Origin of the sequence: Streptomyces sp. NPDC012935, from assembly GCF_042900345.1 — a bacterium.
GTDB lineage: Bacteria > Actinomycetota > Actinomycetes > Streptomycetales > Streptomycetaceae > Streptomyces.
Genome location: NZ_JBIBBC010000030.1, coordinates 1 through 26034, shown reverse-complemented (window position 1 = coordinate 26034; position 26034 = coordinate 1). Strand labels below are relative to the sequence as shown.

At 70.1% G+C, this 26034-nt stretch carries 28 protein-coding genes and 1 tRNA gene; 9 read left to right on the top strand and 20 right to left on the bottom strand.

Features of this window, described 5'->3' with window-relative positions:
- Positions 1-77: 77 nt before the first annotated feature.
- A complete protein-coding gene (locus ACFY5C_RS39685; protein ID WP_389454756.1) occupies positions 78-1484 on the bottom strand; it encodes an NAD(P)/FAD-dependent oxidoreductase in 1407 nt (468 codons plus the stop codon).
- Between the two features lie 54 nt (positions 1485-1538).
- On the opposite strand from ACFY5C_RS39685, the gene ACFY5C_RS39680 reads away from it, so the two are divergent.
- On the top strand, positions 1539-2426 hold the full coding sequence (locus tag ACFY5C_RS39680) for an aminoglycoside phosphotransferase family protein (protein WP_389454754.1): 888 nt from the start codon (positions 1539-1541) through the stop codon (positions 2424-2426).
- Between the two features lie 13 nt (positions 2427-2439).
- Here the strand turns inward: ACFY5C_RS39680 and ACFY5C_RS39675 are convergent, their stop codons facing one another.
- From ACFY5C_RS39675 to ACFY5C_RS39650, 6 genes are all read right to left on the bottom strand, one after another.
- Positions 2440-3684: a wax ester/triacylglycerol synthase domain-containing protein gene (locus ACFY5C_RS39675; protein ID WP_389454752.1), complete on the bottom strand. Its 1245-nt coding sequence runs from the start codon at positions 3682-3684 to the stop codon at positions 2440-2442.
- Between the two features lie 27 nt (positions 3685-3711).
- Positions 3712-4920 carry a beta-ketoacyl-[acyl-carrier-protein] synthase family protein gene (locus ACFY5C_RS39670; RefSeq protein WP_389454750.1) on the bottom strand — a complete coding sequence of 403 codons (1209 nt, stop codon included), beginning with the start codon at positions 4918-4920 and terminating at the stop codon, positions 3712-3714.
- Entirely contained in the window at positions 4917-5210 is a 294-nt protein-coding gene (locus ACFY5C_RS39665; protein ID WP_389454749.1) for an acyl carrier protein, read from the bottom strand. Before ACFY5C_RS39665 ends, ACFY5C_RS39670 begins: the two co-directional genes overlap by 4 nt.
- A 26-nt stretch (positions 5211-5236) precedes the next feature.
- Entirely contained in the window at positions 5237-6526 is a 1290-nt protein-coding gene (locus ACFY5C_RS39660) for a WS/DGAT domain-containing protein (protein ID WP_389454748.1), read from the bottom strand.
- A 74-nt stretch (positions 6527-6600) separates the two neighbouring features.
- Positions 6601-6882 carry a hypothetical protein gene (locus tag ACFY5C_RS39655; protein WP_389454747.1) on the bottom strand — a complete coding sequence of 94 codons (282 nt, stop codon included), beginning with the start codon at positions 6880-6882 and terminating at the stop codon, positions 6601-6603.
- A gap of 74 nt (positions 6883-6956) precedes the next feature.
- A complete protein-coding gene (locus ACFY5C_RS39650) occupies positions 6957-7748 on the bottom strand; it encodes a hypothetical protein (RefSeq protein ID WP_389454746.1) in 792 nt (263 codons plus the stop codon).
- 434 nt (positions 7749-8182) lie between these two features.
- Between ACFY5C_RS39650 and ACFY5C_RS39645 the strand changes: the two genes are divergently transcribed.
- From ACFY5C_RS39645 to ACFY5C_RS39635, 3 genes are all read left to right on the top strand, one after another.
- Positions 8183-8668: a hypothetical protein gene (locus tag ACFY5C_RS39645; protein ID WP_389454744.1), complete on the top strand. Its 486-nt coding sequence runs from the start codon at positions 8183-8185 to the stop codon at positions 8666-8668.
- A 221-nt stretch (positions 8669-8889) separates the two neighbouring features.
- Positions 8890-9174, top strand: coding sequence for a hypothetical protein (locus ACFY5C_RS39640; protein WP_389454743.1), 285 nt, complete (start codon positions 8890-8892; stop codon positions 9172-9174).
- A gap of 279 nt (positions 9175-9453) precedes the next feature.
- Positions 9454-9753 (top strand): hypothetical protein, encoded by a 300-nt coding sequence (locus ACFY5C_RS39635; protein ID WP_389454742.1) that lies wholly within the window; start codon positions 9454-9456, stop codon positions 9751-9753.
- Positions 9754-9899: 146 nt separating this feature from the next.
- On the opposite strand, the gene ACFY5C_RS39630 is transcribed toward ACFY5C_RS39635, so the two are convergent.
- The 5 genes from ACFY5C_RS39630 to ACFY5C_RS39610 form a co-directional block, all read right to left on the bottom strand.
- Complete coding sequence (locus tag ACFY5C_RS39630; RefSeq protein ID WP_389454740.1) at positions 9900-10250, bottom strand: hypothetical protein; 351 nt, start codon at positions 10248-10250, stop codon at positions 9900-9902.
- 336 nt (positions 10251-10586) lie between these two features.
- Positions 10587-10898 (bottom strand): hypothetical protein, encoded by a 312-nt coding sequence (locus ACFY5C_RS39625; RefSeq protein ID WP_389454738.1) that lies wholly within the window; start codon positions 10896-10898, stop codon positions 10587-10589.
- Between the two features lie 173 nt (positions 10899-11071).
- Entirely contained in the window at positions 11072-11434 is a 363-nt protein-coding gene (locus ACFY5C_RS39620; protein ID WP_389454736.1) for a hypothetical protein, read from the bottom strand.
- 335 nt (positions 11435-11769) lie between these two features.
- On the bottom strand, positions 11770-12006 hold the full coding sequence (locus ACFY5C_RS39615) for a hypothetical protein (protein WP_328426772.1): 237 nt from the start codon (positions 12004-12006) through the stop codon (positions 11770-11772).
- A 232-nt stretch (positions 12007-12238) separates the two neighbouring features.
- Positions 12239-12313, bottom strand: a tRNA-Thr gene (locus ACFY5C_RS39610).
- Positions 12314-12529: 216 nt separating this feature from the next.
- Between ACFY5C_RS39610 and ACFY5C_RS39605 the strand changes: the two genes are divergently transcribed.
- The 3 genes from ACFY5C_RS39605 (at position 12530) to ACFY5C_RS39595 (ending at position 15149) form a co-directional block, all read left to right on the top strand.
- Positions 12530-13621 carry an ABC transporter ATP-binding protein gene (locus ACFY5C_RS39605; protein ID WP_389454734.1) on the top strand — a complete coding sequence of 364 codons (1092 nt, stop codon included), beginning with the start codon at positions 12530-12532 and terminating at the stop codon, positions 13619-13621.
- 235 nt (positions 13622-13856) lie between these two features.
- Entirely contained in the window at positions 13857-14315 is a 459-nt protein-coding gene (locus tag ACFY5C_RS39600; protein ID WP_389454732.1) for a hypothetical protein, read from the top strand.
- A 102-nt stretch (positions 14316-14417) separates the two neighbouring features.
- The gene (locus ACFY5C_RS39595) at positions 14418-15149 is read left to right on the top strand and encodes an NDP-sugar synthase (protein ID WP_389454730.1); all 732 of its coding nucleotides are present in this window, start codon (positions 14418-14420) and stop codon (positions 15147-15149) included.
- 272 nt (positions 15150-15421) lie between these two features.
- Here ACFY5C_RS39595 and ACFY5C_RS39590 read toward each other — a convergent pair whose 3' ends face one another.
- From ACFY5C_RS39590 to ACFY5C_RS39565, 6 genes are all read right to left on the bottom strand, one after another.
- Entirely contained in the window at positions 15422-17074 is a 1653-nt protein-coding gene (locus ACFY5C_RS39590; RefSeq protein WP_389454804.1) for a DoxX family membrane protein, read from the bottom strand.
- A 134-nt stretch (positions 17075-17208) separates the two neighbouring features.
- Complete coding sequence (rlmB, locus tag ACFY5C_RS39585) at positions 17209-18150, bottom strand: 23S rRNA (guanosine(2251)-2'-O)-methyltransferase RlmB (RefSeq protein WP_389454728.1); 942 nt, start codon at positions 18148-18150, stop codon at positions 17209-17211.
- 99 nt (positions 18151-18249) lie between these two features.
- On the bottom strand, positions 18250-19650 hold the full coding sequence (gene cysS, locus ACFY5C_RS39580) for a cysteine--tRNA ligase (RefSeq protein WP_389454726.1): 1401 nt from the start codon (positions 19648-19650) through the stop codon (positions 18250-18252).
- 121 nt (positions 19651-19771) lie between these two features.
- Positions 19772-20293 carry a 2-C-methyl-D-erythritol 2,4-cyclodiphosphate synthase gene (ispF, locus tag ACFY5C_RS39575; protein ID WP_389454724.1) on the bottom strand — a complete coding sequence of 174 codons (522 nt, stop codon included), beginning with the start codon at positions 20291-20293 and terminating at the stop codon, positions 19772-19774.
- Positions 20283-21059, bottom strand: a complete 777-nt coding sequence (gene ispD / locus ACFY5C_RS39570) for a 2-C-methyl-D-erythritol 4-phosphate cytidylyltransferase (RefSeq protein ID WP_389454722.1) — start codon at positions 21057-21059, stop codon at positions 20283-20285. Before ispD ends, ispF begins: the two co-directional genes overlap by 11 nt.
- 286 nt (positions 21060-21345) lie before the next feature.
- Entirely contained in the window at positions 21346-21828 is a 483-nt protein-coding gene (locus ACFY5C_RS39565; protein WP_003953493.1) for a CarD family transcriptional regulator, read from the bottom strand.
- 625 nt (positions 21829-22453) lie between these two features.
- On the opposite strand from ACFY5C_RS39565, the gene ACFY5C_RS39560 reads away from it, so the two are divergent.
- On the top strand, positions 22454-23161 hold the full coding sequence (locus tag ACFY5C_RS39560; protein WP_389454720.1) for a DUF461 domain-containing protein: 708 nt from the start codon (positions 22454-22456) through the stop codon (positions 23159-23161).
- Between the two features lie 176 nt (positions 23162-23337).
- On the opposite strand, the gene ACFY5C_RS39555 is transcribed toward ACFY5C_RS39560, so the two are convergent.
- Complete coding sequence (locus tag ACFY5C_RS39555; protein WP_015659563.1) at positions 23338-24018, bottom strand: response regulator transcription factor; 681 nt, start codon at positions 24016-24018, stop codon at positions 23338-23340.
- Positions 24015-25304, bottom strand: coding sequence for a sensor histidine kinase (locus ACFY5C_RS39550; protein ID WP_389454718.1), 1290 nt, complete (start codon positions 25302-25304; stop codon positions 24015-24017). Before ACFY5C_RS39550 ends, ACFY5C_RS39555 begins: the two co-directional genes overlap by 4 nt.
- 356 nt (positions 25305-25660) lie before the next feature.
- Here ACFY5C_RS39550 and ACFY5C_RS39545 point away from each other — a divergent pair.
- Positions 25661-26034 (top strand): phosphate uptake regulator PhoU (locus ACFY5C_RS39545; RefSeq protein WP_389454716.1); only part of this gene is annotated, 374 nt, incomplete at its 3' end.

The following is a 26034-nucleotide window of genomic DNA, read 5'->3' as shown; positions in this document are numbered from 1 at the left end:
GGCCTCCACGAACGGGGGGAGGGGCCCCACCGGACCGCGGAGCCCCTCCCCCACCCACCGCCCCGGCGGTGGGTATGTCAGTGCCGCCCGGCGACCCGGTCCGCCACCCGGGCCAACCGCGACGACTCCCCCGCGCCGCTCAGCCGCTCCCGCCGGTCGGCGGCCCGGTAGGTGGCGTACAGGCCCTGCACACCCAGCCACCGCAGCGGCTCCGGCTCCCACTTGCGGACCTTGTGCCCGACCCAGGGCAGGTCCATCAGTTCGGTCTGCAGGCCCTGTCCGGAGTCCAGTTGGACGAGATCGCGGAGCGTGCGCGCGGCGAGGTTGGCGGTGGCCACGCCCGAGCCGACGTAGCCGCCGGCCCAGCCGATCCCCGTCGAGCGGTCCAGGGTGACGGTGGCGCACCAGTCGCGCGGTACGCCCAGTACGCCCGACCAGGCGTGCTCGATGCGCACCCCCGCCAGGGCCGGGAAGAACCCGACGAGGATCTCCCGCAGGGCCTCGATGGTCTCGGGCTGCGTCCGGCCGTCGTTGTCGGTGCGCGACCCGAAGCGGTAGGGCACCCCGCGCCCGCCCAGCGCGATCCGCCCGTCGGCGGTGCGCTGCGCGTACATATAGGCGTGCGCCATGTCGCCGAGCGTCTCCAGGCCCGCCCAGCCCACCGACTCCCACTGCTCCTGCGACAGCGGCTCGGTGGCGATCATCGACGAGTTCATCGGCAGCCAGGTCCGCCGCTGGCCCTTCAGGCCCGCCGTGAAGCCCTCGGTGCAGCGCAGGACATAGGGCGCACGGACGGTGCCGTACGGGGTGACCGCGTGCTTGGGCCGGATCTCCGTGACCGGCGTCAGCTCGTGGATCGTCACGCCCAGCGCCTCGACGGCCGCCGCGAGCCCCTTGACCAGCTTGACGGGGTGCAGACGCGCGCCGTGCGGCGTCCACGTCGACCCGACGGCGTCGGCCACCCGGACCCGCTCGGCGGTCTCGCGGGCACCGTACAGCTCGCGGTCCTTCTCGCCGTACGACAGCTCGTGCGCGTGGAACTCCTTCAACCGCGCCAACTGGGCGGGCGTACGGGCGACTTCGAGCACCCCGCCCTTGTGGATGTCGGCGTCGATGCCCTCTTCCGCGGCGGCCCGCACCACCTCGTCGACGGTGTCGTTCATGGCGCGCTGCAGCCGTACGGCGGCCTCCTGGCCGTGCAGCTTCGCGTACCGGTCGCGGCCCGCGATGCCGTTGTAAAGCCAGCCGCCGTTGCGTCCGGAGGCGCCGTAGCCGCAGAACTTCTGTTCCAGGACGGTGATCCGAAGGAAGGGGACGGCCTTCTTGAGGTAGTACGCCGTCCACAGTCCCGTGTACCCGCCGCCGACGATCACCACGTCCGCGGAGGTGTCCCCCGCGAGCGGCTCACGCACCGAGGGGAGGCCGTCGTGCGCGTACCAGAAGGAGATGGCGCCGTTCACGGCACCGTTGACCGAGCTGCTCATGGGAGGACGTTAATTCGCGCGAGCCGATTCCGGCAGCCCAGTAGGGTCCGCAAAGTGATCGACATTCCGCCGGAGCTCGCCGCATCACAGCAGGAGTACAACGGGAAGGCAGGCCGCGCCTTCATCGCCGGGCTCCCGGACCTGACGGCCGGATTCCTCGACCGCTGGGAGCTGACGGTCGACGGACGGCCGATGCACGGGGTCAGCGCCCTGGTCCTCCCCGTGACCCGCCGCGACGGCACCCCGGCCGTGCTGAAGCTGCAACTCCGCGACGAGGAGAGCGAGGGCGAGCCGGTCGCCCTGCGTCTGTGGGACGGCGACGGGGCGGTGCGCCTCCTCGGCCACGACGAGGCCACCGGCACCATGCTCCTCGAACGCCTCGACCCGTCCCGCATGCTCGCGCACCAGCCGGACATCCACGAGTCGGTCCTGGTCATCGCCCGTCTGCTGGCCCACCTCACGTCCTTCACCGCCCCGGCCGGCATGCGCCGCCTCGGCGACATCGCGCAGGACATGCTGGAGCGGACGCCCCGGGCGCTGGAGCACATCCCGGACCCCGAGGCCCGCCGTATCGTCGCCGGCTGCGCAGCCGCCGTACGCGAAGTCGTCGACGAGCCCGGCGACCGCCTGCTGCACTGGGACCTCCACGACGAGAACGTCCTCGCCTCCGCACGCGCCCCGTGGCTCGCCATCGACCCCAAACCCCTCGCCGGCGACCCGGGCTTCGAACTGTGGCCCGCCCTCGCCAACCGCTTCGACGCCGACGACCTCCGCTGGCGCTTCGACGCCATGACCGACGTCCTCGCCCTGGACCGCGCACGCGCGCGTGCATGGACGTACGGCCGACTCCTGCAGAACTGCCTCTGGGACATCGAGGACGGCCGCCCGCTGGACGAGGAGCAACTGGAAATCGCCAGAAGGCTCCGCCCGCCGCGCGGCTGACCGACCGCAGCCCTCAGCTCACCCACGCGGCAGACGCCGCCACCGCCTTCAGTTCCTGGGCGACCGCGTCACCGATCATCTCGGCGTCACCTGCGCGCAGGTGACTGACGACGGTGAGGGTGTAGGCGTCGGCGGTGTGCACGAGACAGAGGTTCGCCGTGCCGGGCGGGGACAGCTGCGGCAGGGGAACGATGCGTGCCAGTGGGCGGCCGTTCAAGCGGCTGGGGTTGTCCCGCCACTTGAACGCGGTGCACAGGCTCGTGGTGAGCTCGGGGCGGGCCAGCCGCTCGGCCATCACCCCGGCCAGCCACGGCACCGTCCGTGCGGCACCCTTCAGCGCGGGAAGGAACGCGCGGTGAGCGTCGCAGCGGCGGTCGAACCCCGCTACCTCGTCCTGGCACGCCTGCAGCCGGGCCACGGGGGACTCGACGTCGACGGGCAGCGGCATCCGCAGCGCGGTGACGCCGTTGCCGAGTTGGCCCGCGTTCTGGCGGGTCCGCAGGTCGACCGGCACCGTGGCGTACAGGGGTGTCGGTGCGTTCGGCCAGGTCCGCAGGGGCCCGTAGCAGGCGTGGAGGGCACCGGCGTACGCGCTCAGCAGCAGCTCGTTGAGGGTCGCTCCGCGCCCCCCGGCCGGCTGACGTCGGGCGGCCCGCATCACCTGCGGGTCGAGCTCGACCACCGCCACCGAGGGGCGCAGTTCGGGCGTCGCGGGCAGGGGCTGGCCGGGGAACCCGATACGCCGCAACTCCCGGTACACGGTGCCGGCACCGACCCGCGACCTCTGTCGCACGACCGCGGCGGGGTCCGCCCCGGCCGGGACGCCGGGCCGCGGGGTCACGGCGTCGTCCATCAGCAGCCGGAACAGCGTCTCCAGGGATCTGCCGTCCAGCAGCGCGTGATGGGCGAGCAGCACGATGCCCTGGCGCGTGACCAGCAGCCGCCACAGGGGCCGTTCGGCCGGCAGCAGCTCACTGACGCCGTCGGTGAGCAGCGACCGCAGGTCCTCGTCGGTGGCAGTGACGTGCGCGACGGGATCGAACGGCCGGGCCGTCCGCCACCGATGGCCCGACAGCGCGGCCGGTCCGCCGGGCCGCCCGAGCACCAGGCTCATCCGCTCCAGCCCGCCCCACCGGTCGCGGACCCGGGACCGCACCTGCGCCAGGTCGAACGGCGCGCCGGGAAACACCGCGGCGATACCGATCGTCCCCGGCATCCCGTTGCGCAGGTGCCCTTCCTCGACGGCGGTCAGCCGCATGCTCCACTACCTCTCGTGCTCGCGTGATCAACCGCGTGGTGAGTCGAACACGACGCAGGCGTTGTGACCGCCGAAGGCGAAGCTGTTGCTGAGCACCGGCCCGTCCAGGATCTTGCGCGGTTCACCGGTGACCACGTCCAGTTCGCACCGGGGATCCAGTCGCGTCAGATGGGCGGTCGGAGGCGCGAGCCCTTCGCGCACGGACCAGGCCGTGATCACGGCCTCCAGCGCTCCCGCCAGCCCGAGCCCGTGCCCGGTCACGGCCTTGGGCGCGGTCACCGGCACCGCACGCGGGCCGAACACGGCCGCGATGGCCTGCGCTTCCGCAAGGTCGTTCAGCTCGGTGCCGGTGCCGTGCGCGTTGACGTGGGTGACGGCGTCGGCGGTCGTGCCGGCGTCGGCGATCGCCTGCTCCATGCACGCCCGGGCCCCCGCACCGTCGGGATGCGGTGCGGTGAGGTGGTGGGCGTCGGAGGTACGTCCGTATCCGGTCAGCGTGGCGTAGATCCGGGCACCGCGCGCGCGGGCCAGGTCCAGCCGCTCCAGCACCAGGAACGCGGCCCCTTCGGCGAGGACGAAACCGCGCCGCCCGGCGTCGAACGGCCGTGACGCGGAAGCGGGATCCTCGCACTCGGTGACCATCGCCCCGGCCCGCCCGAAGGCCAGCGCGGTCGTGGGCGTCAGCGGGCTGTCATGGCCCCCTGCCACCACCACGTCCGCGCACCCGGCCCGGATCATCTGCATGGCCTCCCCCACCGCATGCGTGCCCGAGGCACAGGCGGTGGAGACCGTCAGACTGGGCCCCGTGATACCGAGGCGGGCACTGACCCAGTACGCCCCCGCGTTGTTCATCAGCCGGGGCGCGTAGAGCACATCGGGATGCCCGATGCCGTTCTCCTGGCTGATCACCCCGCCGTACCCGGTGCCCGTGACCACCGCCCGCCGCCCGGGACCGACGTGCAGTCCGCCGGCGTCCTCGACGGCGTCCACGGCCGCGCACACGGCCAGCTGCACCGACCGGTCGGCTCGCCGTACCTCCTTGGGCGCGAGATAGCCGGTGGGGTCGAAGTCGGTCATCGGACACGCGGGGTAGCGGACTGCGCCCGCGTCGTCGAACGCGTGCAGCCGCGTCGCCGAACGGCACTGCACGAGACTCTCCCAGAGCGCCGCCGGGCTCGCCCCGGCCGCGCAGCGAACTCCCAGGCCGGTGACGGCGACAGCGGGTCGGCCGGTCATCGGGCGAGGGGGGTGCGGGCGGCAGGGGTACGCAGCCGCACGATGAGGTCGGCGACATCACCCACGGTGGACACCGCGGCCTTGTCGGTCCCCCGCAGGGACACCCCGAACAACTCCTCCGACGCCGCCTCCAGTTCGGTGATGTCCAGGCTGTCGGCGCCCAGGTCGGCGACCAGCCGGGCCTGCGGCACCACCGCCTCCGGCGGCACCGACATCACCCGCGCGCACAGCGGGCGCAGCGCTTCCCATACGTCGCCGTGTTCCGCTGCCCCGCCGTGTTCCGCTTCCATGCAACTGCCTCCATCTCCTGGTGCCGTCAGGGCACTGACGGCGTCGCCATCCGGGCCCATGTCTCGAACTCCGTGACGACCGCCTCCGCGAGCCGTCCCGCGTCGTTCGGGCGCAGGTTGCACACCACGGTGAGCGTGAACGCGTCCCCCGCCTGGGCCAGGGTCAGGCTGACGGTCCCGGGGTACTGCAAGGGCGGCAGCCCGACCGTGCGCACCAGCCGGCGGCCCTGGAAGGTGCTCGATCCGCCAGGCCACTTCATGGCCGTGGTCGCGGTCGCCGCGAAGCAGGAGTGCCGGCTGCGGCCGGCCAGGAACCTGGTGACCCAGGAGCCCGTCCGGCGAACCGCCGCTGCGGCGGGGAACAGCACGTTCGCGTGGACGGCGGCCCGCTCGGGGACGGTGGCCATCGCGGCCTGACAGGCCCGCAGCCGCGCCACGGGACCGTCCACGTCGACGGGCAGCGGGACCCGGATCACCGTGAGGGTGTTCCCGAGTTCCCCCGTGTTCGCACGACTACGCAGGTCACACGGTACGGCCGTGTAGACGGGCTCGTCCCGCTGCCGCCACCGCCGCACCGGACCGTACTGCGCGCGCAGTGCTCCGGCCACGGCGCCCACCAGCAGCTCGTTCAGCGTCGCGCCACGGCCGTCGGCCGGTTGCCGGCGTGCGGCTCGGACCGTGTGCGCGGGCAGTTCCGTCACCGCGACCGAGGAACACACCTGCCCCGGCGGCCGCACCGGCAGCGCCTGCCCCGGGGCCGTCATCGTCCTGAGCTCGCGGCCCGCCGCCAGCAGCCCGGTCCGCGCGAACGGCACCGGCCGGACCGGCTCGCCCGCCGTCACGGGGCTGTCCATCAGCGCGCGCAGCAACGTCGCCAGGGAACGCCCGTCCAGCAGCGCGTGCTGGGCCACGAGCGCCAGAGCGAAGTCCCCGCCATGTGCCGTGTCCGCAACGACGAAGAGCCGCCAGGGCGGCACTCCGCCGGCGAGCGGCCGGTTCACGTTCTGAGCCCACAGGTCGTCCAACTTGTGCCGCGCCACGGCGACATGCACGGCGGGATCGAACGGCCCCGGTACGACCCACCGCACCCGCCCTGACCGCCCGGGCCGCCCGAACAGCCCCTGCGGCGCCGTCCCGCCACCGTCCTTCGGACCCTCGAGCACGCAGTTCATCCGCTCCAGGCCCGCCCACCGCTCGGCGACGAGGGCCCGCACCTGATCCACGTCGGGCTGCTCGCCGGAGAGGACCGCCGCCAGGCCGATGACGCCCGGACACCCGTTGAACAGCAGCATCTCGTCGGCGTAGGACAGTCTCATGCGGTCTCTCCGGCTCGTAGTCCAAACGCCCGCCCCGTGATGGAGCGGGCGTTGAACCGAACTCTTCGTACGGTCTACTTGAGCGCTCCGCTGTTGCAGCCCATGTCCGAGCCGAGGTGGCTGGGCTGCGCACCCGGGGAGCCTTCGCCGTTGAGGGCGTTGCCCAGCGCGCCGTTGACGAGACCGAGGCTGCCGAGGACGTCGATGTTCATGTCGTGCGAGCGGCACTCGATGCCCTGCGTGATGTCGACGTCGTGGGCGCGCGCCTCACCGTGGGCGACGGCGGTGCCGACACCGAAGGAGCCGACACTGCCGAGGACGGCGCCCATGAGGGCGACCTTCTGAAGCTTGCGCATTTCTTCTCCGTTGGTCGAGCGGATGTGGGGTGCTGCGGAACGCGTTGGAACGGTGAAGGCTTACGGAACGACCGTCAGCCGAGCCGGGGCAGACCCAGCTGGCCCACCGGAGGCGCCGCGACCTGCCCGAGGCCGAGCCCGGGCACCTGCGGTGCGCTGGCCGGCGAGATCAGCGGGTTGATGAGCGGGTTCACCTCAGGGTTCACCTGCGGGTTCACCTGCGGCGCGACCTTCGGCGCGGGCTCCGGGTTGAAGACCTGCGGCGCGGAGACCTGCGGCGCGACCTGCGGCATCACCTGCGGGGCCGTCTGCGGGGTGACCTGCGGCACGACCTGCGGAACGGACGGCTGGGAAGCGGCAGGCGCCGAGGAGTGCGGCGAGCCGGCCTGCGCGAAGCCGCCCGAGTTGGCCGAGGCGGAGGCGTAACCGGTCTGCTGCTGCGGAGCCGGAGCCGGCGCGGGCGCCGGGGCCGGGGCCGGGGGCGCGTAGTGGGGCGCCGGCTGCGAACGCGTGACCTGCGCGTGGCCCGTCGACCGAGCCGCAGCCGTGGCCTGCGGAGCACTGTGCTGGGGCGGCGCGTACTGCGGAGCCGGAGCCGGGGCGTACTGGGGCGCCGCGTACTGCGGGGCCGGCGCCGGGGCGTATTGAGGTGCCTGGTACTGAGGAGCGGGCGCCGGGGCGTACTGGGGCGCCGCGTACTGCGGAGGAGGCGCCGGAGCGTACTGAGGCGCCTGATACTCAGGAGCGGGCGCCGGAGCACCGCTGTACCCGACGGGATACTCGGCGGCCTCGCTGACGCCGGCGCCGATGGCGGTCAGACCGCCGGCCGCTGCTACGACGAGCGCGGCCTTGTGAAGCTTGCGCATGGAACCCTCGGCCCTTCATTACCTGTACAGGGAAATCCGTTGTATTCAGTGCAGTCATGCGTGCGCTCAGTCTGATATTCGTACTGCGCCCTTACAGGGGTAATGCCTGAGCTGTCATGTGGACTTCACGCCGGAGCAGGCAGCGGACCCGATGCCTCTCTCTGATTCCAGATCGCTGCCCTCTCCCAGCTGGCAACGACTTTTCTCCGGCCAGGTCACGGGATCAGAATTTTCGTCACCCCATTGCCATCGATCCGATAAAAGGCTCTGCGGCTTGTCGACGAATAACACCCTCTGGCAAACGGGTGACCATGCCCCGACCCACGTGACCGCACCGGCATTTACCTCGTTCCCCCCACAGGGTCAGAGCGATGGTCCATCGCAGCCGCATTTCCATACGTTCCATGCATAGGTCAATGAAGGGCCGGGGTTCCATGCGCAAGCTTCATCAGGTCGCGCTCGTCGTAGCAGCAGCCAGTGGTCTGTCGGCCATCGGAGTCGCGCCCAGCGTCGCCGGCGACGTGCCCCTCGGATACGGCGGTGCTCCGGCACCCGTTGGACAGCCGGACACCCAGGCCGCCTCGTGGACCCGCTCACAGGCGACCGCGCAGTCCTCCAACTCACCGGCCGCGCACCGGCAGGCGGCCCCGGCTCCCCAGCGGGGCGCCGAAGTCAGCCCGCAGCTCAACCCCCAACTGAGCCCGAAGATCAGCCCGCAGGTCAACCCGCAGCCCGCCGTGGCGCCGGCCGGCCCCGTGGAGCAGGCCAACCTGTTCCGCCCGTACCAGGAGTGCAGCCCGCAGTCCGTGCTCAACGCGGCCGTCCCGGTCGCCGTACTCGCCGCCGCCGAGAGCCGCGGCGTCGACTGCGACCAGGCCAACAGCCAGGCGAACTCCTTCGCCCACGCCCAGTCGCGCTAGGGCGCGCGGCTCGAGGAGCCCTCAGGAGCTCAACGAGCCGCTGTGACCAGCGGTTTCACTTCACGCCACGGTGGGCGATGCGGCTTCCGGGTGCTTCTGCCACGAGATCACGAGCCCCGGCGTGCCTTCGGGACATAACGGGATACTTCGTATTAGTCTTTCGTAACTGTACGAAGTCGATCTCCTACAGATCGCACCCACCTCACTCCACCGGAGATGACATGCACAAGCTTCGCAAGGCTGCCGTCGTGGCCGTTGCCATCGGCACCGTCGGACTCCTTGGCGCCGGAACGGCCTCCGCCGACGGCCACGGCGGCAAGGACGGGGGCAAGTTCAGCGTCCTGCAGAGCTCCAACTGCAAGTCGCACGACCTGAACGTCGACGTCCTCGGCAATGTCGGCGTGCTCAACGGCCTGCTGGGCGCCGCGCTCAACGGCGAGGGCGACGTGGCCAAGCAGGACACCCACCTGGGCTCGTCGATGGGCTGCAACAACAGCGCCTTCTGATCCAGGCACTGACGGTCGCCCAGTCGACCGGAGCGGGAACCAGGTCCCGGTACCGAGCCTCAGGCCCGGTACCGGGGCCCTTTTCGTGGCACACATACGCCGTAATTCGCTTCACTCCCCTACAACAATATGAATTTAATATCCATCGGCCAAGATGGTGAGACTTTCCCCAATTCGGCGTGCCGCTGATTTCTCCCGAAATATTTCCTATTAGCCTCCGTAACTGTTCGAAGTCGATCTCTCAGGGATCGCACCAACTGCACTCCACCGGAGATGAATATGCACAAGCTCCACAAGGCCGCCGTCCTGGTCGCCGCTCTCGGGAGCGTCGGACTCCTTGGCGCCGGCGTCGCCCACGCCGACGGAGGCGGCTGGGGCCAGAAGGGCAAGGGCTCGAGCTTCAGCGTCCTGCAGAGCAGCAACTGCAAGTCGCACGACGCCAACGTGGACATCCTCGGCAATGTCGGCATCGCGAACGGCCTGGGCGGCAACCTGCTGAACGGTGAGGGCGCCCCCGGCTCGCAGGAGACCGGCATGGGCTCGTCCATGGGCTGCAGCAACACCGTCGGCGGCAAGTGACCTAGAGCCGCACGCTTCCCCTCGGTGCCCCGGCCCCATGCCGGGGCACCGGTCTTTTGCCGACCGGGCGCAGCCCCTGGAAGAACGAAATGCCGGACCGGGATCACGCCCGGTCCGGCATCTTCCGCTCGCGCCTCGAAAGCGCCTCAGAAGTGGAATTTCGGGAGCTTGACACCCTTGGGCAGCTCCGCCCGGTTGTTGCATTCCACGACCGGACCGCTCGTCGTGGACCCGCCCTCCGCCATGCGGCCCTCGGGCAGCGTGAAGCGCGGCCGCTCCGTCGTCGAGCAGTCGTGCTTCTGCTTGACGACATAGCCGTCGCGCTTGTCGCTGTGGACGACCTCGCTCTTCTTGACGCAGACGATGTCCCCCTGCGCGGTGATCGTGCAGGCACCCTTGGGGTCTTCGTCGGCGTACGCCGGCGCGGCACCGCTGTAGATCACGGCGAGAGCCCCGAGGAGCCCCGAGACGGTTGCGATCTTCTGTCGACCGATCATGTACGGCGTTCCTTTGCAAGGAGAAGGTCGAATACGGAAACTGCTGCAGCCCGGACGCGCACCCTGATGGGTCTGCCGCGCGTCCGGGCTGCATTTGCTAAGGGTGTTGTCCAGCACACCGTCGAAAACAGCTCGACCCGGTCCAGGAGCTGGGATTTCGGATCGCGCGATATGCATAACGGTGTTCCGACGGATTTCGATGCGCCCGTCGTGACGCTCCGAGGCGATGCCCTAAGGGGCTGACTGCGGCTGGGAGTTGGGAGCCGCCCGCCCCGCGGTGGTCACGACGACATTCACAGTGCCCTGAAACTCGCGCACCGAGCCCTCGGCACTTCCTTACTGAGCGGCGTACGGAGCGGAGTACTCGCCGTAGCCGTACTCCGGCGCGGCGGCCTTGGGAGCGGCCTCCGGCGCGGCCTGCGGGGCAGCCTCCGGAGCGACCTGCGGGGCAGCCTGCGGAGCGGCGTGCGCCTTGTCGGCCGGAGCGCCCCACGTGGCAACGGCGTTGGCCGTCGAGGTGGACACCGCGGAGACGATCTGACCGTCAAAGCCGTCGCCCTCGTGAGCGAAGGCACTGCCGGCGGCACCGAAGGCGGACAGCCCTGCGACCGCTGCGGCTACGACGGCAACGCGCTGAAACCTGCGCATAGTTTGACCCTTTCTTCCCGGGCACGAAGCCCTGGTTGACTACTTAATGTGAGCATATACAAACAAACCGTAGCAATTTGGGACCTTTAACCCTTCCCCTGTGTCGTGTCGGCATACGAAACGGCGGATGGCCGGACCGGGTTGACCCGGTCCGGCCATCCGCCGTCGGAAACTCAGCCCAGGATGCGGGAAAGCAGCGGGCTGGAGTCGTTCGTGTCACTGGTGTCGGCGGCCGGCATGGGCGACATCTCGGCGCAGGTGATGTGGGGGCCGATCTTCGTCTGCCCGTTGGACAGAAGTCCGGGAGACGGCAGGGTCAAGGGCTGGGTGGGCTGGCAACTCACCGACCGGCGGACGGCGAACCCGTCACCCTCGGGGGTCTGCCCCTGGATCTGCTGGGTGCAGATGATGTTGCCCTGGGAGTCGAGCGAGCAGACGCCCGGGCCCGCCGCGTGAGCCTGGCCGGCGCCGAGACAGGTCATGGCGAGGCCACCGAGAAGCCCGGTGACAGCCGCGATCTTCTTTCCGATGAACATGTGTTGCGTCTCCTTTTGCGGGGGGTGCCCGAGCGCAATACACCGCGAAGCGGCCGCGCCGGGCCCTGGGGAAATCGGAGAGACGGGCCACCGTGTCCGGTCCATGCCCGGGACGTTCGGGGCCGTTTCGCTTACGAAGTGAAGGACCGACCTGAGGGTGACTGGTCCTCGGGGGACCAATCGCTCATCGGTGCGCCGGAGTTCAGGACAGCAGCGAACGCATACGGGCCCAGGGAGCGGCCTCGCGCTCCGGGCAGCCGCACATGAACGGGCCCCTTCGGGGGTGACCCCGAAGGGGCCCGCGGAAGGCGTCGCGCACGACTATGCCGCCGACCTCAGCCAGTGAAGGCGTTGTTGAACTGACCGCAAGTGGTGTCGAAGGTCTCGGACAGACCGAGCACCGCGACCGGAATGGAGGCCTCGCCAACCGTCTGCGGGCTGCACTCCTGGTAGGGGCGGTAGAGGTCGGACACGCTCGGCCCGCTCTCGTAGGCGACACCGGTACCGGCACCGATGGCGGACAGGCCGCCGGCCGCCGCTGCGACGATCATGACCTGGTGAAGCTTGCGCATGGAACCCTCGGTTTTCATTACATGTACATTGAGGCTGATTGCCTACCGTGACTGAATGAACACTAGCAGTAGCGAAGCTAATCCACGTTTGGGCATGTCCCGTGTCCCAGCGGGGACATGGGGGCGTTCGAGAGTGCATTCGCGGACCGCGAAGTCGCTCGGCGGGCGAATGAAATGAGGGGATGAAAAACGAACTGCGGGGCGGTGTCATCGACCACCGCCCCGCTGATTGAGCCCCCTGTCGGATTCGAACCGACGACCTGCTGTTTACAAGACAGCCGCTCTGGACCAACTGAGCTAAGGAGGCCTGCACGCACTCTCACGCACGCGCCCGTGCAGTGTACCCAGGTTCCGAGCGGGCCCCATCGAAAATTTCCGCGAAGTTCACATGCCTCCAGGTACTGACATACAGGCGAACGCCAGGTACCGTCCAGATCCAGTCCGCACATGTGGACTACACCAACCACCTTCCTACAACGGATCGTCCGGCACGTTCCTGCCGGTAGAAGGGGGCCCATTCACCATGGCCACTGTCTCGTTCGACAAGGCGACCCGGATCTACCCGGGTACCGAGAAGCCCGCTGTTGACGCGCTCGACATCGAGATCGAGGACGGGGAGTTCCTCGTTCTGGTCGGCCCGTCCGGCTGCGGCAAGTCCACCTCGCTCCGGATGCTCGCGGGGCTCGAGGACGTGAACGCCGGCGCCATCCGCATCGGTGACCGCGACGTCACGCACCTGCCGCCGAAGGACCGGGACATCGCCATGGTGTTCCAGAACTACGCGCTGTACCCGCACATGACCGTCGCCGACAACATGGGCTTCGCGCTCAAGATCGCGGGCGTGCCGAAGGCCGAGATCCGCCAGAAGGTCGAGGACGCGGCGAAGATCCTCGACCTCACCGAGTACCTCGGCCGCAAGCCGAAGGCGCTCTCCGGCGGTCAGCGCCAGCGTGTCGCGATGGGCCGCGCGATCGTGCGTGAGCCGCAGGTCTTCCTCATGGACGAGCCGCTGTCCAACCTGGACGCCAAGCTCCGTGTGTCGACCCGTACGCAGATCGCCTCGCTGCAGCGCCGCCTCGGCATCACCACCGTCTACGTCACCCACGACCAGGTCGAGGCCATGACGATGGGTGACCGCGTGGCGGTCCTGAAGGACGGTCTGCTCCAGCAGGTCGACACCCCGCGCAACATGTACGACCGCCCGGCCAACCTCTTCGTCGCCGGCTTCATCGGCTCCCCCGCCATGAACCTGGTCGAGGTCCCGATCACCGACGGCGGCGTGAAGTTCGGCAACTCCGTGGTGCCGGTCGACCGCGATGCGCTGTCCGCCGCCACCGACAAGACCGTCACCGTCGGTGTCCGTCCCGAGCACTTCGACGTGGCCGGCGCCGACTCGGACCAGGGCCTCGCGGTCACGGTGAACGTCGTCGAGGAGCTCGGCGCCGACGCGTACGTCTACGGCACCGCCAAGGTCGGCGGCGACGACTCCAAGGACCTCGTCGTCCGTGTCAGCGGCCGTGACGTCCCGGAGAAGGGCAGCACGCTGCACGTCGTCCCGCGCGCGGGCGAGAGCCACGTGTTCGCGACCTCCACGGGCGCGCGGCTCTCCGACTGAGAGAGCGCCGACTGCGTGACGTAAAGGCAGCACAACCCCGGGTAATTCACCCAGGTTGACGAAGAGGGCCCCGCAGAGCGCTGCGGGGCCCTCTTCGTTGTCGACAAATACCCCGGCATACCCGGTGATTTCGAGTGCTGTACGTCAACACGCTACAAGGGGAGAGGCACCTCTTCGTCCCTCGAAACGGTGACCAAATGTCGCCATATCAGTACTGAACGCTACCCTCACTCGCGTGAAGCACTCCACCATCCAACAGACACGACGCGGCCAGCGGGGCCCCGCCCGCCAGCTCGGCCGCACTCTCGCCCTCGTCCTGCCCGTCGTCCTGGTGCTCTCCGGGACGCTCGCGGTCACCCGGGTCAACTGGTCGGGGAACCCCTCGGACTCGGTGCTGACCGCGACCGACGTCTCGAGCGCACGTGACACCAAGAACGCCGCTCCGCGCGCCCCTCAGGACGTGCTGCGCGACCAGCTCCTGACCGAGCTCCAGCAGGAGGACCCGGGCGTCGCCCTCACCCACCTCCAGCAGGCCGTCCACGACCGCCCGTCGCTGGGCCGGCACTGCGCGTCGATCGCCCGGGCGCTGGGGCGCGCGGCGGTCCGTGTGTACGGGCCGACGCGGGCACAGTCGTATGCCCGGCCCGTCTGTGACACCGCGTTCGCGTCAGGGGTCGCCGCGGCGCACGGCTAGCCATCCCCTTTTCGGAGAACACTCCGCTACCGGACCGTAACGGCTGATTAAGGAACGGTTGCAGGTGAATGCCGTGAGCGGGGCGCCGCGTACAGTTCGGTCATGACTGATCCGAACGCCGCGTCCCGCCCCGTTCAAGCCGTTGTCCTGGCCGGTGGCCAGGGCTCCCGGCTGCGCCCGTACACCGACGATCGGCCCAAGCCGATGGTGGAGATCCCCGGGACGGGGACGCCGATCATCGGCCACCAGCTCACCTGGCTCGCCGAAGAGGGCGTGACCGACGTCGTGGTCAGCTGTGGGCATCTCGCCGAGGTGCTGCAGGACTGGCTGAAGTCGGCCGAGCTGCCGGTGCGGGTCACCACCGTCGTGGAGACGGAGCCGCTCGGGCGGGGTGGCGGTCTGAAGTACGCGGCCGCGCACCTGCCGCATCCGGACCGGCCCTGGTACGCGACCAACGGTGACATCTGGACCCGGTTCTCGCTGCGCGACATGGCGGACTTCCACGCCGAGCGCGACGCGGTCGCCACGCTGGCGCTCGCGCGGCCGCGGATTCCCTGGGGTGCGGTGAAGACGGACGGCTTCGGGCACATCACGGACTTCATCGAGGCGCCGCCGTCGACCTTCGAGATCAACGCGGGCGTGTACGTCTTCTCCCCCGCCTTCTCCGGCCTCCTCCCCGAGCGCGGCGACCACGAACGCACGACCTTCCCCCACCTGGCCCGCGAACGCCGCCTGGCCGGGTTCCCGATCCCGCAGGGCGCCTACTGGCGCGCCATCGACACGGCGAAGGACCTGACGGAGGCGGCGAAGGAACTGGCGGCGCTGGGGCGCTGACGCCTCCGGCGGTCGGGCGGGATGCCTGCTGCGGCCTGTTTCGGCCTTTCAGCCCTGCCAGGGGACTGCGCCCCCTGGACCCCCTATCGGCCTGAACGGCCTCGTCCTCAAACGCCGGACGGGCTGAGATGCCTGGGCCGGCATCGAGAAACATCGGAAGGTGTGGCGTAGCAATGGGCCCCGCACAGGAAGTGTGTGCGGGGCCCATCGTGGTTGTGCTGCTCCGGGTCAGCCGGTGGACGAGGGGGCGAGCAGGGGGTCCACCGGCAGGGTTACCCCAACAGGCCGCCCACAAGGCCCGGTTCGTCGGCGTCGGAGCCGCCCGTGGAGCCGCCGCCGGAGGAGGGACCCCCGGAGGTCGGACCGGTGCTGGTGCTGGGCGCCTCGTCGGCCGGAGTGGACTGCTGGGGCGGGGCCTGCCCCCCAGTGCCCTGCGTCTGGCTGGGCGTACCCGCCCCGGCGCTGCCCGTGTCGCTGGTCGCGCCCGGCGTCGTCGCGGCGCCGGACGGCGTGGCCGCCCCCGACGTGGCGCCCTGCGTGGGCGAGTTGGAGGCCGACGGCGTCTTCTTGTGCCGTTGGCCGGGCTCCTGCGGCAGCGGGGAGCCGGGCAGTTCGTTGCGCGGGGCCTCGCCGGGTCCGGGGACGACGACGCGGTCGGCGTCTCGGACAGCGCCGCCGAGCAGCGAGCCGATGAGGAGGGTCAGGCCGGTGACGATCACCGTGACCAGGGCGCCCCGGCGCAGGACGTAACTGCGGAGCTCCCAGATGTCGGCGCGTGGGCCGAGGCGGCGCCAGGCCATGCCCGCGAGGCGGCCGTCGATCGAGTAGACCGGGGCCCCGGCGATGATCAGCGGGGACCACGCGGCGAGGTAGATGATGTCGGGGGTGTCGTAGGCCGGGACGCTCTTCCAGCTGACGGTGACCAGGAGCGCGGCTGACAGCAGCGCGCCGACTACCGCCGCGACTCGCTGCCAGCATCCCAGGACCGTGAGGACGCCCACGATGACCTGGAAGAAGGCGATGACCAGGCCGGAGCCGACCGGGTGCTCCAGGGCGAACTGGCGGAGGGGCTCGGCCACTTCCCACGGGTGCAGGGTGTTGAGCCACTTCACCATCGAGCCGCGTTTGCCGCCGTCGAAGTAGACGGGGTCGCAGAGCTTGCCCATGCCGGCGTAGATGGAGATGAAGCCGAGGAAGACGCGCAGCGGGAGGAGCACGACGCCGAGGTTCATGCGGCGGCCGGGGTAATAGGCATGCCGGGCCGGGTCGTCGCCGCCGGGCCGCTTGGGGGGCTCGTCGGTTGCGTGCGTGCTGCGGGGGTCTTCCGCGAACTCCTCGTCGTCGTAGACGAGTTCCTCGTCGTATGCGCTCTCGACCGTGCGCATGTTGGGCAGGAGCCGGGTTTCGAGGGATTCGTGCGTGCGCTGGGCGCCGACGATCGGCGTTTCGACGGTCCGTGACAAGTCGTCGTCGTAGCCGGCGTCGTAGCCGTCATAGCCGTCGTAGCCGCCGACGTCGACCCGTGGGATGACCTGGGTGGCTCCCCCGAGGCCGGGGGCCGGCTCCTCGCCGTGGCGGACGCTTCCGTCCCGCACGGCCTGGAGCAGGCGGTGGGCGCCGGTGTCGTCGGGCGCGGACGTGCCGTTCCAGACGGCGACCCGGCGGCGGGCGCCGGTGGCCGCGCCCGCTCTGCCGGCCGCGCCGACGACAGGGATGCGGGTGGTGTCCTCGGTGGCGCTCAAGTGCCGTGCGATCCGGGGGGATTTGGTGCGCCCGGTCGACGCGCCCAACAACACGCGGAAGCTCGCGTGATTGACGATGATCTGCGCCGGATCGCTCGGCACCTTCACCATGCTCAGCGCGGGAGCGTCGTCGTATCCCGACGAACGGTCCCCCGTGGGTGTGCGGGGTGTTCTGGTGTCCACACTCAACTAACCGAGTGACGTGTGGTTAGGACACTGCCTTGACCGGCCCGATCTGTCCGGACCCCGTCAAGGATGCGCAGGTCGCACCACTGTCACCGGAATTACCCCGCACGGGTGACGCCACGGACGCGTGTTCAGCCGCGTCGGCGAGCCGCCTCGTAGAGGACGATCCCCGCCGCCACACCGGCGTTGAGGGACTCCGCGCCGCCCGGCATCGGGATGCGGACGCGGAAGTCGCACGTCTCGCCCACGAGTCGGGACAGGCCCTTGCCCTCGCTGCCGACCACGATGACGACCGGGCCCTCCAGGGCTTCCAGGTCGCCGAGTTCGGCCTCGCCGTCGGCGGCGAGGCCGACGACCACGATGCCCGCCTTCTTGTACGCCTCCAGGGCGCGGGTCAGGTTCGTGGCCCGGGCGACGGGGGTGCGGGCCGCGGTGCCGGCCGAGGTCTTCCAGGCGCCGGCCGTCATACCGGCCGCTCGCCTCTCCGGTACGACGACGCCGTGGCCGCCGAATGCGGAGACCGAGCGGACCACGGCACCCAGGTTGCGCGGGTCCGTCACTCCGTCGAGGGCGACGATGAGCGGGTCCACGCCCTCGTCCGCGGCCGCGTCGGCCAGCTCCTCGGGGTGGGCGTACTCGTACGGCGGGACCTGGAGGACGAGGCCCTGGTGGTTGAGGCCGTTCGTCATGCGGTCCAGCTCGGGGCGCGGGGCCTCCATGAGGTTGATGCCGCCGCGCTCGGCGGCGAGCTGGAGGGCCTCGCGGACGCGCTCGTCGTTGTCGATGAACTGCTGGACGTAGAGCGTGCTCGCGGGCACGCCCTCGCGCAGCGCCTCGACGACGGGGTTACGGCCGACGACCAGCTCGGACGTGGACTTGCCGCCGCGGCCCCGGGGCGCGGGACGGCGGGCGGTCTGCTTCGCCTTGGAGGTGGCGATGCGGTTCTTCTTGTGTCCCTTGCGCATCTCGGCGGGCGGGGTCGGGCCCTTGCCCTCGAGGCCCCGGCGTCGCTGGCCGCCACTGCCGACCTGCGCGCCCTTCTTGCCGGACATGCGGCGGTTGTTCGCGGCCATGACCTACCTGTCTGTCGTGAGGCGTTCGTATGTACGTCTATGCAGTGTGCCGCCCGGAGGGCCGGGCGGCACAATCGATCTTCCGGGAACCGGAATCCGTCAGCGTGGACCGAGGGTCCAGCGGGGGCCCTGCGGACCGTCCTCGATGACGAGACCCGACTGCTTGAGCTGGTCGCGGATGGCGTCGGCGGTGGCCCAGTCCTTGCGGGAGCGGGCCGCCTCGCGCTGGTCGAGGACCATGCGGACCAGGGTGTCGACCACGCCGTGGAGGTCCTCGCCGCGGTCGGACTCGCCGGCCCAGTGCTCGTCGAGCGGGTCGAGGCCGAGGACGCCGAGCATGGCGCGGACCTCGGCGAGGCGGGCCACGGCGGCTTCCTTGTCGTCGGCGGCCAGTGCGCTGTTGCCCTGGCGGACGGTGGTGTGGACGACTGCCAGCGCCTGCGGGACTCCGAGGTCGTCGTCCATCGCCTCGGCGAAGGCGAGCGGCACCTCGGGGGACGGCTCGACGACGTGCCCGGTCATCTCGACCACGCGCTGCACGAAGCCCTCGATGCGCGCGAACGCCGACTCGGCCTCGCGCAGGGCCTCCTCGCTGTACTCGATCGTCGAGCGGTAGTGCGGGGTGCCCAGGTAGTAGCGCAGGACGATCGGGCGCCACTGCTTGACCATCTCGGAGACCAGGACGGAATTGCCGAGCGACTTCGACATCTTCTCGCCGCTCATGGTGACCCAGGCGTTGTGCACCCAGTACTGCGCGAAGTCGTCGCCGTAGGCCTTGGCCTGGGCGATCTCGTTCTCGTGGTGCGGGAAGATCAGGTCGAGTCCGCCGCCGTGGATGTCGAAGGCGGAGCCGAGGTACTTGTGCGCCATCGCCGAGCACTCCAGGTGCCAGCCGGGGCGGCCGCGGCCCCACGGCGTCTCCCAGTCGGGCTCGCCGGGCTTGGCGGCCTTCCACATCGCGAAGTCGCGCGGGTCCCGCTTGCCGGTGATGCCCTCCTCGGTGGGCTGCCGCATCTCGTCGAGGTCCTGCCGGGACAGCTCCAGGTAGGAGGGCCAGGACCGGACGTCGAAGTAGACGCTGCCGTCCGCCTCGTAGGCGTGTCCGCGCTCGATGAGCCCGCGCATCATCTCGACCATCTCGGTGACATGACCGGTGGCACGGGGCTCGTACGTCGGCGGGAGGCAGCCGAGGGCGGTGTAGCCGTCGGTGAAGGCACGCTCGTTCTCGTAGCCGATGGACCACCAGGGGCGGTCCTGCTGCTCCGCCTTCCAGATGATCTTGTCGTCGATGTCCGTGACATTCCGGATGAAGGTGACGTCGTAGCCGCGGTACTCGAACCAGCGGCGCATGATGTCGAAGTTGAGCCCGGAGCGGATGTGCCCGATGTGCGGTGCGGCCTGCACGGTGGCGCCACAGAGGTAGATCGAGACACAGCCCTGCTGGAGCGGGGTGAAGTCACGGATCTGCCGGGCGCTGGTGTCGTACAGGCGAATAGTCACGACACCAGGGTAGTGGGCGGACAGGAGTGCCCGGTGCGTAAGTGCGGTTTGGCCGTTCGTGGTCACTCGCGGGCCGCTGGGGGCAGGTCGGGCCGCCGCCGGGACGGCCCGCCGACCGGTCTCAGCCGACCCGGACCACCAGCGCCGTCGCCACCGCCATCAGTCCCTCGTCGCGGCCCGGGAAGCCGAGGCCGTCCGTGGTCGCGCCCGACACCGACACCGAGGCTCCGGCCGCCTCCGACAGGATCTTCTGCGCCTCGTCGCGGCGCTTGCCGATCTTGGGGCGGGGGCCGACGACCTGGACCGCGACGTTGCCGATCCGGAAGCCCGCCTCGCGCACGATCCGGGCCGCCTCGGTGAGCAGTACGACGCCCGAGGCGCCCGACCACTCGGGGCGCCCCGTGCCGAAGTGCTGTCCCAGGTCGCCGAGCCCGGCCGCCGAGAACAGCGCGTTGCAGGCGGCGTGCGCGACGACGTCCGCGTCGGAGTGGCCGGCGAGACCCGGCCCCTCGCCCTCCCACTTCAGGCCCGCGCACCACAGCTCGCGGCCCTCCTCGAAGGCGTGGATGTCGGTGCCGATGCCGACCTGGGGAAGCGGGGGCTCATCCGGCGGCGGCCGGAGACCGGATGCGTCAGAAGCCATCGTTCAGCCTCCGGCGCGCCAGGACCGCCTCCGCCAGGACCAGGTCCAGCGGGCGCGTGACCTTGAAGGCCTCCTCGTGGCCGGGCACGACCACGACGGTGAGACCGAGCTGCTCGACCATGCTCGCGTCGTCGGTGACGTCGCCGGTCACCGTCTCGTGCGCACGGATCAGCGTCGCGCGGTCGAAGCCCTGCGGAGTCTGTACGGCACGCAGGCGGGCTCGCCGCGGGGTGGCCACCACCGGTTCGGGCTCGCCCGTGACGCCGGCCGGCTCGACCTCCTTCACCGTGTCCGCGAGCGGCAGCGCGGGGACCACGGCCTGCGCCCCGTCCCGTACCGTCTCGATCACCGCGTCCACCGTGTCCACCGGCACCAGCGGGCGGGCCGCGTCGTGCACCAGGACGATGTCGTACTCCGGCGGCAGCGCGTCCAGGCCGAGCTTCACGGACTCCTGGCGCGTCTCGCCGCCGGGGACCACCAGGAAGTCGGTGCGCTCGGGCATCGCGTGCGCGTCGAGCAGGCTCTTGACCTCGGCGGCGCCGTCGGGCGGAGCCACGACGACCACGAGGGAGACGGCCCGGGACGCGGCCATCGCGCGCACGGCGTGGATGAGCATCGGCGTGCCGTTCAGCGCGCGCAGCGCTTTGGGGGCGCCCGGACCGAGGCGTACGCCCTTTCCGGCGGCCGGGATCACGACGGCGGTACGGGCCCCGGCACGCGTGTCCGCGGGGACACCCGTGGGCGAAGGACGCGAAACGTCAGACATCGGTTCCTGTCAGGTTTGTGTGCTCTGCCTACGTGGGTATGGCCTCAAGCGTGCCGGGTGGGCCTTTCTTGACCGAACCCTTCCGTGACATCGGTCGAGCCGGCTGCCCGGACCCGGCACATCAAGTATCGGGGGCGCCCCCGAGGTAGGACGTACCGCGCCTGTGAGCGAACATGCCGCAGCGCCCGGCGACAGCAATTACGTCATCGGGCACCGCGGCACTTCTTTGAAAAAAATCAGCACGCTTCCGAAACCACTGTGCTGAAACTGAGGCGGATGTACCGCGTCAGGACGCGAGAACCTCGTCGAGCAGCGCCTCGGCCTTGTCCTCGTTGGTGTTCTCCGCGAGGGCGAGCTCGCTCACCAGGATCTGGCGTGCCTTGGCGAGCATGCGCTTCTCACCGGCGGAGAGTCCGCGCTCGCGCTCACGACGCCACAGGTCACGCACCACTTCCGCGACCTTGATGACATCGCCGGAGGCGAGCTTCTCCAGATTTGCCTTGTATCGACGCGACCAGTTCGTGGGCTCCTCGGCGTACGGCGCGCGCAGCACCTCGAAGACCCGGTCCAGCCCGTCCTGACCGACCACATCACGCACGCCGACGAACTCCGCATTGTCCGCTGGCACACGTACCGTCAGGTCACCCTGGGCGACCTTCAGCACCAAGTAGGTCTTGTCCACGCCTTTGATCTGGCGAGTTTCGATGGCCTCGATCAGCGCGGCCCCGTGATGGGGATAGACCACGGTGTCGCCAACCTTGAACGTCATGTGACAGGTACCCCTTCCGTGGCTATCCAGGGTAACACGGAAACTGCGGGTTCTGAATGGCGTTTTCGCAGGTCAGGGCATATCTCGGGGCTTGACAACTCCAACAGGAACGTGCTGCGCGGGCCGAGCGGAAGAAAGTATTCGCAGGTGGGAGCGGCTCTGCGGGCGAGGTGAAACGCGTACGTTACACACATCCAGAGGCGCCTCCGAGTGGCCGAACGTCCACATATGTCCGGTTCCAAGTGTGCGACTTCCGCTACTCCGTTCGGCGTCCCGAGTCACCTCCCGGGCGAATCCGGAATTGATCACAGCCAGGTCGGCGGCACATCTGGTGATCAATTCCGGGAGGGTCGCGCATTCCTTCACGGAAATTTTGCGCGGGGACTTGCGAGACGTCTTATGTGAATGACGGACAGAGCTCCGGGCAAAGTGACAACCGGGCCACTTGTGGGTGAAGGAAGGGGTGCCGGAAGCGGCGCTTCGGACGTACTTCCACGGCTCATCGCCGCTCGGGGGAGGGTCGGGTGCGGTAGCGCGGGAACGGCTCGGTAACCTAAGGCCGCTGACAGACACTTAGGGCGGCACTACGCGCCCGCCCCGTTCGAGTCAAGGAGTTGCCGCCGCCGTGAGCAGCAGCCTTCGACGCGGCGCCCTCGCCGCCGCCGCCATCACGTTCTCGATCGCCGCGCTCTCCGCGTGCGCGGCCGGCAACAACGCGCAGACCCTGGAGATCAAGCCGGACAACGCAGCCACCAGCGTCGGCGACATCAAGATCCAGAACGCCATCGTCATCACCCAGCCCGACCTGGAGTCGACCGGCCCGGCCGCGATCTCCGCGACCCTGTTCAACTCCGGCAGCTCCGCGCAGACGCTGGACTCGATCAAGGTGGACGGCACCGCCAAGAGTGCCGAGCTCAAGCCCGCCAAGGGCGGCAGCCTGACCATCCCGGCCGGCGGTTCGCTGATCATCGGCGGCAAGGACAACGCCACCGCCGTGCTGCCCAGCAGCCGCGAGGCCATCCAGGACGGCAACGCGCAGAAGATCACCTTCACCTTCAGCAAGACCGGTGACGTGAGCCTGCGCGCGTTCGTCGTGCCCGCCGAGCACTACTTCGAGAGCTGGGGCCCGAGCGAGGTGCCGGCGACGCCGGGCACCACGTCCTCCCCCACCGGCTCGCCGACCGGAACCCCGGGCGAGGGAGCGGGGGCCACCCCGACCGACGGTGCGTCCGCGGGCGCGACGGAGACCGGCGGGGCGGCCGGGGACGGGGCACAGGCCGGCAACACGGCCACCCCGAGCGACAGCGCCTCCCAGACGGTCTCCGGGCACTGAGCGGCCGCACGGCGCCGGATCGTCGTACGGCACCTGCACAGTCGTAGAAAAAGGGCGGGACCCCCGGAATCGGAGGTCCCGCCCTTCGACGTACGTGGCGACCGTGTTCGCAGTCCTTACGGCCGCGTCCTCATCACGGCAGCGGTTCGCGCGGCAGCGGCTTACACGGCAGCGGTTTACGGCTCGAACTTGTAGCCGAGGCCGCGGACCGTCACCAGGTACCGCGGCGCGCCCGGGTCCGGCTCGATCTTGGCGCGCAGGCGCTTGACGTGGACGTCCAGGGTCTTGGTGTCCCCGACGTAGTCGGCACCCCAGACGCGGTCGATGAGCTGCATACGGGTCAGGACGCGGCCCGCGTTGCGCAGGAGCATCTCCAGGAGGTCGAACTCCTTGAGCGGGAGGTCGACCTTCGAGCCGGAGACCGTGACCACGTGGCGGTCGACGTCCATCCGGACCGGGCCCGCCTCCAGGGCGGCCGGGGTCACCTCCTCCGGCTCACCGCGGCGGCGCAGGACGGCCCGGATACGGGCGACCAGCTCGCGCGAGGAGAACGGCTTGGTGACGTAGTCATCGGCTCCTATTTCCAGGCCGACAACCTTGTCGATCTCGCTGTCCTTGGCGGTGACCATGATCACCGGAACGTTGGATCGGCCGCGCAGCTGGCGGCAGACCTCGGTGCCCGGCAGGCCGGGCAGCATCAGGTCGAGGAGGACGAGGTCGGCGCCGTTGCGCTCGAACTCGTCGAGTCCGTCGGGCCCGGTGGTCGCGACGGCGACCTCGAAGCCCTCTTTGCGGAGCATGTACGACAGGGCGTCGGAGAAGGACTCCTCGTCCTCGACGACGAGCACACGGGTCACGGAAGGACCTCCGGGGCGGAAAGCGTTTCGTACGCGGTTGAGTCAGCGGGTGAATCGGGGGTGGTGCGGTGATGGGATGAGGCGGACTGCCCGGCCTCGTCGTCGAGATCGGGGTGCTGCTGTGCGCGGTCGCGGGCCGCACCCGCCTCCGGCAGCCGCAGGGTGAAGGTGGAGCCCTGTCCCTCGGAGCTCCACACCGTGACCTCTCCGCTGTGTGAGGCGGCCACGTGTTTGACGATCGCGAGGCCGAGGCCGGTGCCGCCTGTGGCACGGGAACGGGCCGGGTCCACGCGGTAGAAGCGCTCGAAGATGCGCTCCTTGTCCTTGTCCGAGATGCCGATGCCCTGGTCGGTCACGGCGATCTCGATACTGTCACCGCCCGGCGCGCTGACCCGGCGGGCGGCGATGCCGACACGGGTACGGGCGGGCGAGTAGTTGACGGCGTTCTCGACGAGGTTGCCGAGCGCGGCCGCGAGCTGGCCGCGGTTGCCCCAGATGCTGAGGTCGGTGGTGCCCCCCGCGGCCATGGTGATCTGCTTCGTCCCGGCGGCGTGCCGGCAGCGGTCCATGGCCTCGGCGACGAGCTCGTCGACGCGGACGGGCTCGGCGTCCTCCAGCGGGTCGTCGTTCTGCACCCGGGAGAGGTCGATCAGTTCCTGCACCAGGTTGGTCAGCCGGGTCGCCTCGATCTGCATGCGCCCGGCGAAGCGCTGCACGGCCTCCGGCTCGTCGGAGGCGTCCATGACGGCCTCGGACAGCAGGGAGAGCGCGCCGACCGGTGTCTTCAGCTCATGACTGACGTTCGCGACGAAGTCACGCCGCACGGCCTCTATCCGCCGGGCCTCGGTGAGGTCCTCGACGAGGAGGAGGACGAGGCGGGAGCCGAGGGGCGCGACGCGCGCGGACACGGCGAGGGCCTCGCCGCGTCCGGTGCCACGCCTGGGCAGATCCAGCTCGACCTGCCGTATCTCACCGTCGCGTCTGGTGTCCCGGGCCATCTGGAGCATGGGCTCGACGGAGAGCTTGCCGCCGCGCACCAGACCGAGGGCGTACGCCGCCGAGCTTGCCTTGACGACGGCGTCCCCCTCGTCGAGTACGACGGCGGAGGAGCGCAGCACCGACAGGACCGTGTCCACGCCGGGCGGCAGGACCGGGTCGGTGTGCAGAGAGGTTCGGGTGGGTCGCTTCAGGTCGCGTTCGCTCCAGCGGAACGCCAGCATGGCGATGACACCGGTAAGCACCCCGGCGATCGCTGCCGCTGCGGCGACCGCCGCGTTCACGTCCATGCACCCAGGTTAGGCATGACGCAGGCAGTGGCCACAGCCGTCGGAGTGCGACCTCGAACACTCGTCGCCCAGAGTTCACCTTGGAGCCAGTGCTGGTTCATTTGGGGTGGCGGAAACGGACGCGTACGGACCGGATCGTGGATGCGTGGGGTTCGCACAGGCGGTTTAGCTTGGGATCACACTGGCGGTTTCACGACAGTCCGACTGACGTTTTCGCGACAGTCTTACTGTCGGAGGGCATGACGGTAAGACTTCCGGTTCAACGGGATTCGACAAGATCCGACTACAGGACTGCCGGTCCGACGACAGTCTCCTGGCCCCGGAACCCCCGAGGCACACGTTAGAGAGGGACCCTGATGCGGGACGCGTACCACGAGGAACTGGACTCGATCGGCGACGGTCTGGTGGAGATGGCCCGGCTGGTCGGCTCGGCGATCGGGCGCGCCACGGCGGCGATCCTCGACACCGACCTGAAGCTGGCCGAGAGCGTGATCGAGGCCGACCAGAAGGTCGACGACCTCCAGCACGACCTGGAGGCCCGGGCCATAGCCCTGCTGGCGCGCCAGCAGCCGGTGGCGACGGACCTCCGTATCGTCGTCACCTCACTGCGTATGTCGGCGGACCTGGAGCGCTCGGGCGACCTGGCCCAGCACGTGGCGAAGCTCACGCGGCTGCGCTACCCGGAGCGCGCGATTCCGCAGGACCTGCACGCCACCATCCTGGAGATGGG